The organism is Pontibacter mucosus (assembly GCF_003054055.1).
Taxonomy (GTDB): domain Bacteria; phylum Bacteroidota; class Bacteroidia; order Cytophagales; family Hymenobacteraceae; genus Pontibacter; species Pontibacter mucosus.
This window is the reverse complement of sequence record NZ_QBKI01000005.1, coordinates 233,293-249,755: the sequence shown is the minus strand read 5'-3', so window position 1 is coordinate 249,755 and position 16,463 is coordinate 233,293. Positions and strand designations below refer to the sequence as shown.

Sequence of the window (16,463 nt, the reverse complement as noted above, 5' to 3'; positions counted from 1 at the left end):
AAACTGTTCTCCAAAGTATAACTTTAATTAAAAATGATAAAAAAGTGCCCTTGTATTTGATTATTAAATAGTTTCTTTTACTTTTAAATCGAAATAAATAGTAAATAAATAAAACACGCATTTAGGTGCTAGGAAACGAAAAGAAATATTCTGAATCTCTGTTTAACAGGGCCACGCTCGCGAAGCAGCTGGAGCAGACGGATTTGGAATGGGATGTGATAGTAATTGGAGGTGGTGCTACCGGGCTGGGAGTTGGTATAGATGCGGCATCCAGAGGTTACCGGACCCTGCTTCTGGAGCAGGCTGATTTTGCCAAAGGTACTTCGAGCAGGAGTACAAAATTGGTGCACGGTGGTGTGCGCTACCTTGCGCAGGGGGATATTGGCCTGGTGTACGAAGCCTTATACGAGCGGGGCCTGCTGTTGCAGAATGCCCCGCATCTGGTGCATGTGCAGCCTTTTGTAATACCGAGCTACAGCCTGTGGGATAAAATGTTCTATGGCATTGGCCTGAAAGTGTACGACTGGATGGCGGGCCGCTACAGGTTCCAGAAGACTTCTCTTGTGAGCAAGGACACGGTTATAAACTTGCTGCCGAATGTGCGGAGGGATGGCCTTAAAGGAGGTATCGTGTACTATGATGGTCAGTTTGACGATGCCCGGCTTGCGGTAAACATGGCCCAAACCTGCGTGGAGCAGGGTGGGGTAGTGCTAAATTACATGCGGGTAGAGGGACTGGTGAAAGATCAGCAAGGGAAGGTTGTAGGGGTAGAAGCCTGTGATTTGGAGAGCGGCCGCAAGTATAAGCTGAAAGCAAAGGTGGTAGTCAATGCCACAGGCGTGTTTGTAAACGATATCCTGCAGATGGATGTGCCCAAGCAGCATCCGCTGGTACGTCCAAGCCAGGGCGTGCATGTGGTAGTCGATCGCTCCTTTCTGAAAGGAGACAATGCGCTCATGCTCCCAAAGACGCCGGATGGAAGGGTACTGTTTGCGGTGCCGTGGCATGAGCACGTGCTGCTGGGAACAACGGACACGCCGCTTAACGAGAATAGCCTGGAGCCAACAGCCCTGGAAGCAGAGATAGACTTCATTTTGCAGACTGCCGGACAGTACCTGGAACGCAAGCCAACGCGGAAGGATGTGCTGAGTGTGTTCGCTGGACTGCGTCCGCTGGCCGCACCCACAAAGGATGCCGGAAGCACCAAAGAGATATCCCGCAGCCACAAACTCATCGTTGCCGCATCAGGCCTGGTTACCATAACAGGCGGTAAATGGACCACTTACAGAAAGATGGCGCAGGACACTATTGACAAGGCAATTGCAGTCGGGAAGCTGCCAGCAAGACCATGTAATACAACAAACTTACGAATACATGGTGCGGTGAGTGAAAAAAGTAATATATTGAAACCACTTTTATATTATGGGACAGATGCTGCGGGAGTTGAAGTGCTTGCAGCGCAGCATCCGGCATTAGGAAACAAGTTGCACAGGTCTTTTCCGCACATAGGGGCTGAGGTTGTATGGGCGGTGCGACACGAGATGGCCAGAACAGTGGAAGATGTATTGGCAAGAAGGCTAAGGGTACTGTTCCTCAATGCAAAAGCTGCTATTGAAATGGCACCGCAGGTGGCTGCCCTGATGGCAGGCGAAATGGGGAAAGATGCGGAGTGGCAGCAAGAACAAGTCAGGGATTTTATAAAGTTAGCAAACAGGTATTTGCTGGAGCCTTACAATAGCGCAGCTCCAGCGGCAGTGAATCATATCTAACCTTACATAGGCGCCTATGCAGAAATTTATACTTGCTTTCGACCAGGGAACGACCAGCTCCAGGGCTATTATATTTGACCAAAAAGGTGCTCCTGTATCGGTTGCTCAGAAGGAGTTTACGCAGCATTACCCGCAGCCGGGTTGGGTGGAGCATGACCCTAATGAAATCTGGTCTACACAGGTAGGAGTAGCTGCCGAGGCCATTCTGAAAGCCGGTCTGCAGGCAAAGGATATCCAGGCCATCGGCATTACGAACCAACGGGAAACCACCGTGCTGTGGGACCGGCAAACGGGCGAGGTAGTATACAACGCTATCGTGTGGCAGGACCGCCGCACCTCTGAGTTCTGCGACCAACTGAAGGAGCAGGGGCTGGAAGAGTCTATTAGAGAGAGAACCGGGTTGGTGATTGATGCCTATTTCTCGGCTACCAAAATCAGGTGGGTTCTGGAGCATGTGCCGGGCGCTCGCGAGAAAGCAGAAGCCGGCCGCCTGATGTTTGGCACCATCGACACCTGGCTTATCTGGAAAATGACAGGCGGCAAGGAGCACGTCACCGATGTAACGAACGCCTCCCGCACCTTACTGTATAATATCCATACGCTAGCTTGGGACGAAGAACTGCTTCGGATTTTCGATATCCCTTCCAGTATACTTCCGGAGGTAAAAAGCTCCAGCGAAGTAGTGGGCCATACGGCCACCTCTCTTTTTGCTACCCCCATTCCGATCGCAGGAATTGCAGGGGATCAGCAGGCCGCCTTGTTCGGGCAGATGTGCACCAAGCCGGGTATGGTGAAGAATACCTACGGCACCGGCTGCTTTATGCTGATGAACATTGGCGACTCACCCATCATATCCAAGCACAGACTTGTCACGACCATCGCCTGGAAGATTAACGACCAGGTGCATTATGCGCTGGAGGGCAGTATTTTCATAGCAGGTGCGGTGGTGCAGTGGCTGCGCGACGGGCTAGGCATCATCTCGTCCTCTGCGGAAGTAGAGCAGCTTGCCAGAAAAGTGGCCGGAAGCGACGGGGTATACCTGGTGCCTGCTTTTGTGGGAATGGGAGCCCCGCATTGGGAGCAGCACACCCGTGGCACCATGGTAGGCATGACACGCGGCACCACTTCGGCGCACATTGCCCGGGCTGCCCTGGAAAGTATAGCCTATCAAACTTACGAAGTACTGAAAGCCATGGAAGCCGATGCCGGCATTACCATAAAAGAATTGCGTGCAGACGGTGGCGCCACAGCCAACGATCTACTCATGCAATTCCAGGCCAATATCCTGGGTGCCCATGTTGTCAAGCCGAAAGTAACGGAAGTGACCGCTATTGGGGCGGCTTACCTGGCAGGCCTTGCCACGGGCTATTGGAACAGCATTGATGATATTCAGCAGCAGTGGAACATCGATAAAAGCTTTGAGCCGGATAGCAGCTTAGCGGTGGATGCTCTCCTGAAAGGATGGCACCAGGCGGTAAAAGCGGCCAAAGCCTGGGTATAATAAATAGATCAGCAACCAAAGCAACAGGAAAAACTGATGACAGCATTTATGGCCGAGTTTATTGGCACCATGCTTCTGATACTACTAGGTAACGGTGTGGTGGCTAACGTGGTCCTGAAGGGAACCAAAGGCAGTGAGAGCGGCTGGATTGTAATCACTACCGGCTGGGCCCTTTCGGTATTTGCAGGGGTGGTGATTGCCGCACCTTACAGCGGCGCGCACCTGAACCCGGCTGTTACCCTGGCCCTGGCCCTGGCCGGTAAGTTCAGCTGGCAGGAGGTAGGGAGTTATGTGCTGGCACAGATGCTCGGGGCCATGCTGGGGGCACTGCTGGTATGGCTGTTATACAAACCGCACTTCGATGCGACAGAGAATGCATCTTCGAAGCTGGCTGTATTCTGTACTGGCCCCGCCATCCGGCACCGGTTCTCCAATATCTTCAGCGAGGCGCTGGGTACCTTCGTGCTCATCTTCGTGATTTTCTACTTCACCAACCCGGAGCTGGGCGATGACAAAACACCTATCGGCATGGGGTCGCTGGGAGCTATTCCGGTAGCTTTCCTGGTGTGGGCAATTGGCTTATCGCTGGGTGGCACCACAGGCTATGCCATTAATCCCGCCCGCGACCTAGGACCAAGACTGGTGCATACGCTGGTGCCCATCAAGGACAAGTGCCACAGCGACTGGAGTTACGCCTGGGTACCGGTGGCCGGTCCTTTGCTGGGTGCAAGTATAGCTGCGGTCCTTTACCTATTCTTGAATAGCTGATACATTAAAGTATCAGCTACTGGGCTTTCTTCACAAGTTAAGAGTGAGGATACGTGCCGGGGCAGAAGTATAAATTGGCCTTCAATTGAAGGTAAGTATAGTGCCTCTAGTGAGGAGTAACTGTGTCTTGCAAGGCAAGTGATTAATCAATTTTATAGAATTAACTCCAAAGTATAAAGTATAATTTTTACCACTTATTACAAGTATAACCGCGTACATGAACCTTATCTCACCCGCCCAACACGCCGACCGCCTGCCGCTTGAGCGCATCGACCCCGAGTACAAGCGCCTGCGCTTTCAGGTTTTCTTAGGCATTTTCCTCGGCTACGCCGGCTACTACCTTGTTCGTAAGAACTTCTCGCTTGCCATGCCAGACCTGATAGAACAAGGCTACTCCAAGGCTGATTTAGGGATAGCCCTGTCGGGCGTATCTGTTGCTTATGGCCTGAGTAAGTTTCTGATGGGAAATGTCTCGGACAGAAGCAATGCCCGTGTGTTTTTGAGTGTGGGGCTGCTGCTTTCAGCGCTCACCATGTTTGTAATGGGTACAGTGCCCCTTGCCACCAGTTCTATCACCATCATGTTTGTGCTGCTGTTCCTGAACGGCTGGTTCCAGGGCATGGGATGGCCCGCATGCGGAAGAGTAATGGTACATTGGTTTTCCACTAAGGAGCGGGGCACAAAGATGTCGATCTGGAATATTGCGCACAATGTGGGTGGCGGTCTTGTAGGACCGCTGGCGATTGCAGCAGTTGCAATTTTCGGAACCTGGGAAAGCAAGCTATACTTCCCGGCCATCATCGCCCTGCTTTCGGCCATGGTCGCCTATATGCTCGTGCGCGATACGCCTCAGTCGTGCGGACTGCCTACCATAGAAGCGTATAAAAACGACTACCCCAGCAATTATACTTCCGATCACGAGAAAGAGCTAACAGCCAGGGAGATTTTCTTTAAGTATGTGTTCACCAGCCGGGTGCTCTGGTACATCGCCTTTGCCAACGCTTTTGTATACCTGGTGCGCTACGGCATTCTGGACTGGGCACCGACCTACCTGGAGGAAGCGAAAGGATTCTCAGTGAAGGAAACGGGCTGGGCATACTTTGCTTACGAGTACGCCGGTATACCGGGCACACTGCTCTGTGGCTGGATCAGCGACAAAGTGTTTCGCGGCCGACGGGCCCCAGCCACCATCATTTACATGGTACTGGTACTGATAGCGGTGCTTATCTACTGGAAAAACCCCGCTGGTAACATATGGGTCGATAACGCGGCTTTGATAGCCATTGGCTTCCTGATTTATGGCCCGGTGATGCTTATCGGGGTGCAGGCACTGGACCTGGTGCCGAAAAAAGCTGCCGGAACCGCCGCTGGCTTAACCGGACTCTTCGGTTATATGGGAGGCGCCTTGTTTGCGAACGTCGCCATGGGCTTTGTGGTGGACGGCCTGGGCTGGGATGGAGGCTTTATGGTGTTAGTGGCCGCCTGTATCCTTTCCATCTTCTTCACTGCCCTCACCTGGAAAAAGGAAATCAACTTAACAACCTAAATAACATCAACTAACCTAATCACTAAGCTCAAGTCAGATGAGAAAACATTTACCACTCTCCCCAAAGGGCCGGCACCATTTGGGCAGGGCAGCTATGCTCTCCCTGTGCCTCTTTGCTGCAGGCCCCTCCCTTACAGCTGCCCCGGTAGGGCCATTGCTGACGGAGTATCTCCCCCAAGGCGAAAGAATTTCTGTTCAGGGAACTGTAATGGATGATACTGATGGCATTCCTTTACCAGGCGTTTCGATTGCTGCCAACGGCACCCCTGTCGGGGTAACCAACATGGATGGTAAATTTCAGGTAAATGTAGAGAAGGGGGCTGTGCTGTCCTTTACCTATATCGGGTATAAGCAGGGAAGCGTAACTGTCAACCAGGCGAGCGATAATCTTACCGTTAGAATGCAGACAGACAACCAGCAACTCTCTGAGGTGGTGGTGACAGCGCTGGGCATTAAGCGGGAAGAAAAGGCTCTGGGCTATGCTACCCAAACCGTAAGTGGAGAGAGCGTTACGTCTGCCCGTTCCAACAACTTTGCCAGCGCCCTGTCGGGTAAGGTGGCGGGTTTGAACCTGGTGTCCCCGGGTTCCGGTCCCGTAAACTCCACACGCATCTCCCTTAGAGGGGATAATTCACTCAATGCCAATGGCAACAACGCGCTGATCGTGCTGGACGGCGTGCCGATGAGCAGCGAGATGACCAGCTCCGGCGTGGACAACGCCTACGGGGCGGGCTCGGGCAACGACATCCCGGTGGACTTCGGTAACGGCATCGCCGATATCAACCCTGACGACATTGAAAGTATAACCGTGCTAAAGGGAGCAAGCGCGGCAGCACTTTACGGTAGCCGTGCTGCTAACGGCGCTCTTATTATCACCACCAAGTCCGGAAGCCGTCGCCAGAAGGGATTAGGTGTGACGGTGAACACCAACTATAGCTTTAACGATGTGCTCCGGTGGCCGGATTACCAGTATGAGTATGGACAAGGTACAGGCAAGTCCTTTAATAAAGAAGGTGTACCCTACTACTCCTACGGTGCCTCAGAGGATGGAGCTAACACAGGAAGTACCAGTAGCGCCTACGGCCCTAAGTTCGACGGGCAGTACTACTACCAGTACGACCCTACGCTGGAGGGACAGTCGGCGGAGCGCCAGTTGTGGAGACCTTACAAGGACAACATCAAAGGTTTCTTCAAGACCGGGTACACCGTTACCAATAACGTGTCTGTAGAAGGGGGTAACGAGAAGGGGTCAGCACGTGCCTCTATCACGCACTCTAAGAATGAGTGGATTATGCCCAACACTGGCTTTGAGCGCATGTCGGCGGCCCTGAGCCTGAACTACAAGGCCACCGATAAGCTTAGCCTGAATTCCAAGTTAAACTTCACGCACAAGAAAAGCGACAACCTACCGGGCACCGGCTACAGCAACCAGTCCATCGCCTACTTCATGATCTTCCAGAACCCGAACGTGGATTTGGCCTGGTACGAGCCACGATGGAAAAGCGGCAAGGAGCAGATAGAGCAGATACACCCTTTCAGTTCCTTTATCGACAACCCGTACGTGATTGCCTACGAGATGACCAACGCGCTCAACAACTACTCCACCGTGGGTAACCTCTCGGCCACATATGAAATCTCTCCTAAGTTTGATGTAATGGTGCGCTCCGGGGTCGATTTGAGCAGCGAAGATCGCGAGCAGCAACGCCCGTTCAACACGGCCAACTTCCCCTCGGGCTACTACAAAGAGCAGAGCATCTTCGACTATGAGATTAACTCTGACGCCTTGGTTACCTATAAGGAGAAGATCGGAAGCGATATTGATGTGCGCACCTCTATTGGTGGCAACATGATGAAGCGCAAGTATAGACTTACGAATGGCGTTGTGGACGGCCTGGTGATTCCGGGAGTATACAAGCTCTCCAACGGTATCGGCAACCCGATGATGACGACCGGGCACAGTGAGAAGCAGGTAAACAGCCTTTACGGTCTGGCTTCCTTCTCTTACCAGGACAAGGTGTTCGTGGACGTGACGGGCCGTAACGACTGGTCGTCCACGCTGCCGGTGCAGAATAACTCCTTCTTCTATCCTTCTATCAGCTCCAGCTTTATCCTGAGCGATATCTTCATGTTGCCGCGCCAGGTGTCCTATGCCAAGTTAAGGGTTTCGGCAGCGCAGGTGGGTAACGACACAGACCCATACAAGACCAGGAAGTACTACGGCCAAAGCGACTTCCCGGGGTCCGGCTCAGTGCCGACGACACTGCACAACGTGGACTTTAAGCCGGAGATCACCACCAGCTACGAGGCCGGCCTGGAGTACAGCCTGTTCCAGGGGCGTATCGGCATGGACGTAACCCTGTACCGCAGCTTTACCAAGAACCAGATTCTCGAAATCCCGCTTGACAGAACCACGGGTTACAGCAGAGCGGTAATGAACGCCGGAGAAGTCAAAAACCAGGGTATAGAGCTGATGGTGAATGGTACCCCAATAGATAATGGCAAATTTAAGTGGAAGACCACAGTCACCTGGTCCAAGAATGACAATGAGATTCTGGAACTGGCAGAGGATCTTGGTGTAGAGGAGCAGGTAATTGCAACGGGTGGCCAGGCAAGTGTTATCGCCAAAGTTGGCGGCTCAACGGGTGACATCTACGGCTTCGGCTTTGTGAGAAGCCCCGACGGGCAGATAGTATATGACAACGCTGGTCTGCCAGCTTACCCGGACGAGACGCAATACATTGGCAACGCCTATGCTGATTGGAAGGGCGGCTTCCTTAACGAGGTATCGTACAAGAACTTCCGCTTCAGTGTACTGGTAGATGGACAGTATGGCGGCATCATTTATTCCCAGACGCACCATAAAATGGCCGAGCAAGGCAAGCTGAAGAGCACACTGATGGGCCGTGAAGAAGGCTTTATCATCGGTGATGGCGTGGTGGACAACGGCGACGGAACTTTCTCGCCAAACACAAAGAAGGTAAACCCAGCCGACTACTACACGCGCTACTACCGTCGTGCCAACGTGGAGTCCAACTCTTTTGATGCCTCTTACCTGAAGCTGCGCGAAATGCGCCTGGAGTATAACCTGCCTGGGTCGCTGCTTTCCCGCACTAAATTCCTGCAAGGGGCCAGCGTGGCCCTCTACGGCCGCGACCTGGCCATGCTAACCAAGTTCCCAATCTTTGATCCGGAGACTGCGGCTTTGAATGGTGGCACCATCATGCCGGGCGTGGAGATGGGGCAGCTGCCGTCTACGAGAACTTATGGCGTTAACGTGACTCTAAAACTCTAGGCAGGAATTGTATCAGGTATAAACAGTTCGTCTTAAAAAGATAAAATCATGACATTTAATATAAAAAAGGGATTTGTTTTACTCGTGGCACTAAGCTGCCTGAACGTATCCTGTACCGACGACTTTGAGGAGATAAACATTGATCCGAACCGGATTGAGAAAATTAGCCCCGGCACACTGCTCAATCCTACCCTTTATGAAATGGCCAGCTTCAACACCACCAGAAGCAATGACTTCACATTTGAAATCATGCAGGTGGGGCTTCCGTTTCCGAGCGCGTCGGGCGGTGAGCACCGTTATGACATAGGTGAAAATGCAGGGAGTTCCACCTGGAACACCTACTACCGCTGGCTTACCAACATCAAAGAGATGCATGCTGCAGCCGTGGCTGCGGAGGATCCGAACTATGAGGCGATAGCGCTTACGCTGAACGCCTGGGTATACTCGCTGCTGACCGACTCCTTCGGGGATGTGCCCATGGAGGAGGCTGCCCGGGGAGAGGAGGGAATCTTTAACCCGGCTTTCAACTCGCAGCAGGAAGTTTACACGAAAATACTAAGCGATCTGGATCATGCCAGCACCTTGTTTGACAAGTCAAGGAAGATGATCTATGGTACGGACATCCTCTATGGCAACGACATAAGTATGTGGCAGCGCTTTAGCAACTCGCTTCGCCTGCGCCTGCTGCTTAGAGTGTCAGGAAAGTCTGAGATGAACGCTGAGTCAAGGATGGCTGAGATCATCAATAATCTGGAGCAGTACCCTGTATTTACCAGCAATGCGCATGCCGCCATACTTGAAATCACGGGTATTCCGCCGCTTATCTCGCCGTGGGGACGCGCCGTGGACTTCAGAACCGGTCGCGCTGCCGCTGCCTTCTTCATCGATAACATGAACGAGCTGAACGACCCAAGACGCGAGAAGTTCTTCACACAGGCTACCTCAAGGGATGGCAAAACGCAATTAGGGTACAAAGGCATTCCGAGCGGCTATGAGGGAAGCGATACCCAGTTCGAGTACACTCCTTCCACGATGAACATCGCTTTGGTAACAGCGCCGATGATCGCTGTTATCATGAGCTATGCGGAAGTGGAGTTTATTAAGGCGGAACTGGCTCAGAAAGGCATCATCGCCTCCGACGCACAGGCGCACTACGAGAAGGGCGTGAAGGCCGCCATAGAGCAATGGGGCGCTGTGATGCCAGCCGATTACTTCGAAAACCCAGCCGCCGCCTACGACGGAACGTTTGAGCGCATCATGCTGCAGAAGTACCTGGCGCTATACTTTACCGATTACCAGCAGTGGTATGAGTATCGCCGCACGGGTTTGCCTGAGCTGCCCAAAACAGAGGCCATGCTCAACGACAAGCGCGTGCCCGTTCGCTTCCGCTACCCGTCTACGGTGCAGCAAATGAACGCTGAGAATTACAGGAAAGCGGTAGAAGCCATGGGCGGGGATGACATCAACACCAAAGTATGGTGGGAAAGAGAATAGTTAGAATAGTTTAAGGTGATTATTACGGGCAGTGTTGTGTAGCTGCCTGATGTTAAAACCGGTAAGGCTGCCTATCAGAGGCAGCCTTACCCAAACTAGTCTTATGCAGTATCTACGTTTATACTTACTTTACGCTTTTATACTTCTGATTGCTGCCTGTGGGAGCGCTAAGGATGATCCGGAGACGCCGCAGCCGGAGGAGCCTGCAGCGGCAAAGCCTGTTACGGCTTCCTTCCCGGAGGTCCTATTTACAGACCCGGATCAATTATCGCGTGGGGCTTCTTCCACTCAGATTCTCGATCGGCTGATTGCCCTTATCGATGCCAGCCCAAAGGGTGCCACGATATACCTGTCTATTTACTTATTTGACTATGCCCAGCTGGTGGATGCGCTCGACAGGGCGGATGCCCGTGGGGTGAAGTTGCACCTGATGCTGGACCTGAGCAGGGAAGAGAGTCAGAAAAGCAATCCGTATACTATCAACCAACTGAAAACAAAGCTTTCCGATAATGCAGTGCTTGTGACGGTGGATAGCGATGCCGGAAGCATTGCCATCAATCACAACAAGTTCGTGCTTTTTTCAAAAGTGCTTACCGAGTCCGGTGAAGCCACTAACCTGGTACTACAGACGTCCCACAACTTTATACTTTCCGGCACCCGAAAAGTGCAGGATGCCGTGTTTCTGACCCATAAAGGATTGTACGATGCCTACCTTGGCTACTGGCAAGACATGGCGCAAAGGGCACAGCAGGGGATGAAAGACTACCACTACAAGGAGTACCACGACCCTGCAACCGGTATCTCGGCTTACTTCCTGCCAAAGCGGCGCGGGGGAGCTGCCTACGGAGAGGACTCTATTATTGAATTGCTGGAAAAAATAACAGACCCATCTGCCGCTGTTATTCGCATCGGTATGTCTGACTGGACGAGCACCCGCCTGAACATTGTGGAAAAGCTGGATGAACTGCTTGAGAAGGGCGCGACTATAGAACTGGTGGTAAAGAGCAGCATCAGCGAGGATGTCCTGGCGGGCTTGCGGGCTCTGGAAGAAAAGGGTGCTTACCTGAAAGTATACAACATGACCGAATCTGGCAAGTTGCAGATGAACATCCACGCTAAGTTTATACTTGTGGAAGGTTCCTGGGAGGGGCAGGCCTCCCATGTTATCATAACGGGATCCCATAACTTCACCCTGAACGCGCTCCGCAACAACAACGAAACAATTCTGCTGCTGAAAGACCACGCCCTTTACAGCGCTTATACTTCCTACTTCGAGAAGCTTAAAACTATTCCCGGCCTGTAAATTTTAACCACTGCATGATGAAAAGAAGAGACTTTATAAATCACGTTTTACTCGTTTCTGGCGGCCTTTTGGTTAGTACCCGCTCGGTGCTGGGACTTAGTATACCTGCCAAGGCAAGTATAAAAGGCACGGTAAAGGCATCAGGTAAAGGAGTGGCAAACGTCGTGGTATCAGATGGGTTTAGCGTGGTGAAAACAGACAGGAAGGGGCGGTATGAAATTCCTTATCATGAGCAGGCGTCGCTCGTCTTTGTATCTGTTCCCGCAGGGCATGCCATCCCGCATGAAAACGGCATCGCCAGGTTCTATCAAACGATAGCCAGAAAGCAACGGTATGACTTTGAGCTTACGCCGCTGCAGCAAGACGATAGCAACCATAAATTTATTGTTTGGGCAGACCCGCAGGTGAAAAACGAGGAGGATGTACGGCAGATGCTGACACAAGCAGCACCGGATGTGCAGCAGTTGGTGCAGTCTTTCGGTCCGGATGCGTTGGTGCACGGCATCACTGTTGGCGACATTGTTTGGGACGAACACCACTTGTTCAGCAGCTATGACAAGGCCGTTGCCGCTACCGGAGTTCCGTTCTTCCAGGCGCTGGGCAACCACGACATGGACTATAACAAGGGAGGGGATGATGCCTCTGACGATACCTTCCAGAAACTATATGGCCCTACGTACTACTCCTTTAACCGGGGCAAGGTGCATTATGTTGTGCTGGATGATGTGCGCTACCTTGGCAAAGACCGAAACTATGACGGGCACCTTTCCGAGCAGCAGCTGGCATGGCTGAGAAAGGATTTAGCGTTCGTTCCGAAGGATCACCTGATCGTGATTGGCCTGCATATTCCGGTGCATAACGCGGTAGCAAACAACCAGGAGCTGTATGATATCCTGGAAGACAGGAAGGTGCATATCATGTCGGGGCACACCCACTATAACCTCAATGTGATAAAAGGCAATGTATACGAACACGTGCACGGTACCTTATGCGGCGCCTGGTGGACCGGACCTGTCTGCGGAGACGGCACACCGAGAGGGTATGGGGTGTATGAGGTGAAAGGAACGGAGCTGAGCTGGTTCTATAAATCGACGGGCCACCCGAAGGAGCACCAGCTGAGCGTGTACATTAATGACAGCCAGGACGAGAAGCGCCTGATAGCCAACGTATGGAATTGGGACCCGGAGTGGAAAGTAGAGTGGTGGGCTGATGGCACATACGTCGGTACCCTGGAAAATGCGCAAGGCTTCGATCCGTTGGCTTACTCGCTTTATCTTGGGAAGGAGCTTCCTAAAAAGAGAGGGTTTGCCGAGCCAAAAGAGACAGAGCATATTTTCACGGCTCCTTTATCACCAGAAATGAAAAGTATAAAAGTAGTTGCCACCGACCGCTTTGGAAACAAGTATGAAAGCACGGCAAACGTGGCCTAAATTTCCTGAGCACCTTATGTAAAGTATACTTAGCTTTAGTCATGAATAAAAAAATACGCAACCTCGCCCTCTTATCCCTTATTTGCTGCGCTGCCTGCAAGAACCCGGAGCAAGTCGCCCAGGAACAACCCCAGCAGCAGCTCAGCCAGGAACTGCCCGCGTTTGACACCGAAGGCCACCGCGGCGCCCGCGGCCTGGCACCGGAGAACACTATCCCTGCCATGCGAAAGGCTATTGACCTGGGCATGACAACCATCGAGATGGATGCGCATATCACCAAGGACCACAAGGTGGTGATCACCCATGACCCGCACATCAACCCCCTGTATGCCCAAACACCGGAAGGGAAGGACCTGACAAGTGAGGAGAAAAACAAGTATGCCATCTACCAGATGGACTATGCGCAGGTGCGCCAGTTTAAGATGGGAACCAAGTTCTTCGACCAGTTCCCGCAACAAGAGCTCACCGAGACCTACATTCCCTTGCTGTCTGAGTTGATTGACTCCGTGCAGTTATACCTGGACAAGAAGAACCTGCCGCAGGTATTTTATAATATTGAAACCAAGTCCAAAGAAACAGGCGATAACCAGCTGCACCCGGAGCCGGCCACTTTTGTGAAGCTGCTGATGGAGGTGGTGGAGAGCAAAGGCATCACGCCTTGGGTAATCATCCAGTCTTTTGACTTCCGTACGTTGCAGGAGCTTCATAAGAGCCACCCGCATGTAAAAACCTCGCTGCTGACAAACAACAAAAAGACCTTTGAGGAAAACCTTGCCGACCTGGGCTTTACGCCTACCATATACAGCCCGCACCACACGCTGGTAACAGCAGAGTTGGTAAAAGCCTGCCACGACCGCAACATCAAGGTTGTACCCTGGACAGCGAACACGGCCGAGGATATAGCCAGGCTGAAAGCGCTGGGAGTAGACGGCATCATTACCGATTACCCGAACGTGCTGGCAGAGCAGCTATAACAGGAGATACTCCAAGTATAATTTCCAAAGAGATCAAAGTCATAGAAGTATGAAGTTTATCGCTAAACTCTGGAGTGGCTGCCTGGTGTTTGCCTGCGTACCGATGCTTTCCAACAAGGCGCAGGCGCAGGAACTGGCCGCCTGGGACAGCACCTACCGGCCGGCAACCTATCAGGTACAGGTAGACCAGTTCAGAGCCTACCCGAACTCTAAAAAGGACATCGTATTTCTGGGCAATAGCCTTACAGCGCACCCAAACTGGAACGAGTTGCTCGAGTCCAAGCGCGTCCGAAACAGGGGCATTTCAGGTGATATTACGTTCGGGGTGCTGGAGCGTCTGGACGAGGTGACCGAAGGAAAACCAGCCAAAATCTTTCTGCTGATCGGTATCAACGATGTTTCCAGGAACATTCCAGCCAGCCTCATCCTGAACAATTACAGAAAGATCGTCCGCAGGATAAAAGCCGAGTCGCCTACAACCAAGCTTTACCTGCAGACCCTGCTGCCCACCAACAACAAGTTCACGAAGTTTCCGAGGCACTATAACCGCGAGGAGCATGTGTTCTGGCTGAATAACGAGCTGAAGAAGCTGGCTGCCGAAGAGCGGGTGACGCTCATTGACCTCTATCCGGAGTTTGTGGACAGCGAAGGGCGCCTGGTGGAAGCCTACACGCACGATGGCCTGCACCTAACGCATGAGGGGTATAAAAAGTGGGCGGAAGTTCTGAAGAAAGGCGGCTACCTGAAATAAGTTGAAGTATAATTTATACTTTTGGCTCGTATCCGCGAAAGAGATTTCTAACAGCTTAGTAAAATGAATATGCTATCAAAACTCCAACCAAAGCTATACTTTATGCTGGCGTTGTTCCTGCTGTGGGGCTGCAGCGGTTCTCCGGTTGTGGAGACGGAACAGACAAGTATGCCGGAGTTCTTTAAAGTAGGGCACCGGGGCACCAGAGGGTACATGCCTGAAAACACGATCCCGTCCATGAAAAAGGCCATAGACGACGGGGCCAATGTGTTGGAAGTGGACATACAGATCAGTATCGATAAACAGGTGGTCGTGGCGCATGACCCTCACATCAACGCTCAGATATCGCTTACTCCTGAAGGCAAGGAACTGACACCGGAGCAGGCGAGACAACTGTTGCTTTACCAGATGCCCTATGCCGAGATTCGCAAGTATGACGTTGGCTCCAGGTACCATGATGGTTTCCCGGAGCAGCAGAAAATGGCAACGTACATGCCGCTTTTGGGAGAGTTAATAGACTCGGTAGAGCAGTATACTGCCAGTAAAGGATTACCGCCTGTTATCTACAACATAGAGATAAAAGCGAACCCTGATCAGGATGGGGTCTATCAGCCAAAGCCGGAAGAATATGTGGCACTCGTTATGGACGAGGTGCGAAAGCGGAACCTCGGTGGGCGGTTTTACATCCAGTCGTTTGATAGGAGGCAGATACAACAGGTGCACCAACAATATCCTGAGGTAACAACGGCCCTTTTGGTTGGTGATGCCAACATGAGCTTCGAAGAACACCTGGAGAAGCTAGGCTATAAGCCTCCGATCTACAGCCCTCACTTTAGCCTGGTTACCCCCGGGTTAGTCGCAAAATGCAGAGAGCAAAGTATAAAGCTGGTGCCGTGGACCGTGAATACTTTGGAGGATATGAGCAAGCTGAAAGCGATGGGAGTGGATGGTATCATTACGGATTATCCCAATCTTCTGACGCAGCTTGACTAACAGGCTGAGTTTATACTTGCTGAATGGTACTTTATACTTTGGTTATACTTTCATAGCCGCCGCTTCCTTCCATTTGAGCCAAGCTATACTTATTAGAAGCTATCTCAAAAATAGGAATTAGCGTTTGAGTTTGTTTGTTAGTTGCTTTCCACTGTTTCGGACATCCTTGTCTGAAACTCATTCTGCTGCGGACTTCCAAGTCCGCGTAGACCATACTTATACTTCCATAGCCACCGCTTCTCGCAACTTGACACAAGCTATCCTTACTAGCTGCCGTTCATCTTCCAGACTTACATACCTACAGTTGCACCTCTGGCTTTAGTGCCCTCCCAGGCCGGGAGGCCTCGTTTTCCCGCTCGACGCTGTGTTCCCTCCTGCCCTCGTACCTCGGGCTGCCCTTACCGGGCACCGGATCTCACAAGGCGCCTCCCAGGAAAACTGGGTAGCTTTCGATAGCCACTGCTAACGGAGCTTCAGCTAAAGTCCCCCTTCGAAGGGGGTAGGGGGATGTTAATCGCCTGCAGATAATTCCCCTCCTCGGAGGGGCAGGGGTGGGTTTATACTTTGTAGGGACAGGTCGCGACCTGTCCGCACGAGAACAGCCACTATAAAACTTACACTTCAGCCATAGTAATCACAGGC

11 protein-coding genes are annotated in these 16,463 nt (G+C 52.0%); all 11 read left to right on the top strand.

Going from position 1 to position 16,463, the window contains the following annotated elements; translation table 11 throughout:
* Positions 1 to 125 precede the first annotated feature (125 nt).
* The 11 genes from C8N40_RS11690 (at position 126) to C8N40_RS11640 (ending at position 15,821) form a co-directional block, all read left to right on the top strand.
* Positions 126 to 1,769 carry a glycerol-3-phosphate dehydrogenase/oxidase gene (locus tag C8N40_RS11690; protein WP_245905088.1) on the top strand — a complete coding sequence of 548 codons (1,644 nt, stop codon included), beginning with the start codon at positions 126 to 128 and terminating at the stop codon, positions 1,767 to 1,769.
* A gap of 16 nt (positions 1,770 to 1,785) precedes the next feature.
* Positions 1,786 to 3,270, top strand: coding sequence for a glycerol kinase GlpK (gene glpK / locus C8N40_RS11685; protein ID WP_108211945.1), 1,485 nt, complete (start codon positions 1,786 to 1,788; stop codon positions 3,268 to 3,270).
* Positions 3,271 to 3,306: 36 nt separating this feature from the next.
* On the top strand, positions 3,307 to 4,038 hold the full coding sequence (locus C8N40_RS11680; protein ID WP_108211944.1) for an MIP/aquaporin family protein: 732 nt from the start codon (positions 3,307 to 3,309) through the stop codon (positions 4,036 to 4,038).
* 217 nt (positions 4,039 to 4,255) lie between these two features.
* Positions 4,256 to 5,584: a glycerol-3-phosphate transporter gene (gene glpT, locus C8N40_RS11675; protein WP_108211943.1), complete on the top strand. Its 1,329-nt coding sequence runs from the start codon at positions 4,256 to 4,258 to the stop codon at positions 5,582 to 5,584.
* Positions 5,585 to 5,621: 37 nt separating this feature from the next.
* On the top strand, positions 5,622 to 8,876 hold the full coding sequence (locus C8N40_RS11670) for a SusC/RagA family TonB-linked outer membrane protein (protein WP_211318086.1): 3,255 nt from the start codon (positions 5,622 to 5,624) through the stop codon (positions 8,874 to 8,876).
* 48 nt (positions 8,877 to 8,924) lie between these two features.
* Complete coding sequence (locus C8N40_RS11665; protein WP_108211941.1) at positions 8,925 to 10,370, top strand: SusD/RagB family nutrient-binding outer membrane lipoprotein; 1,446 nt, start codon at positions 8,925 to 8,927, stop codon at positions 10,368 to 10,370.
* 103 nt (positions 10,371 to 10,473) lie between these two features.
* Positions 10,474 to 11,673: a phospholipase D-like domain-containing protein gene (locus tag C8N40_RS11660; protein ID WP_170114084.1), complete on the top strand. Its 1,200-nt coding sequence runs from the start codon at positions 10,474 to 10,476 to the stop codon at positions 11,671 to 11,673.
* Positions 11,674 to 11,687: 14 nt separating this feature from the next.
* Complete coding sequence (locus tag C8N40_RS11655) at positions 11,688 to 13,103, top strand: calcineurin-like phosphoesterase C-terminal domain-containing protein (protein WP_211318085.1); 1,416 nt, start codon at positions 11,688 to 11,690, stop codon at positions 13,101 to 13,103.
* Positions 13,104 to 13,144: 41 nt separating this feature from the next.
* On the top strand, positions 13,145 to 14,077 hold the full coding sequence (locus C8N40_RS11650) for a glycerophosphodiester phosphodiesterase family protein (RefSeq protein ID WP_108211938.1): 933 nt from the start codon (positions 13,145 to 13,147) through the stop codon (positions 14,075 to 14,077).
* Between the two features lie 49 nt (positions 14,078 to 14,126).
* On the top strand, positions 14,127 to 14,828 hold the full coding sequence (locus tag C8N40_RS11645) for a GDSL-type esterase/lipase family protein (RefSeq protein WP_108211937.1): 702 nt from the start codon (positions 14,127 to 14,129) through the stop codon (positions 14,826 to 14,828).
* A 69-nt stretch (positions 14,829 to 14,897) separates the two neighbouring features.
* Positions 14,898 to 15,821 carry a glycerophosphodiester phosphodiesterase family protein gene (locus tag C8N40_RS11640; RefSeq protein WP_170114083.1) on the top strand — a complete coding sequence of 308 codons (924 nt, stop codon included), beginning with the start codon at positions 14,898 to 14,900 and terminating at the stop codon, positions 15,819 to 15,821.
* The last annotated feature ends 642 nt before the right edge of the window (positions 15,822 to 16,463 follow it).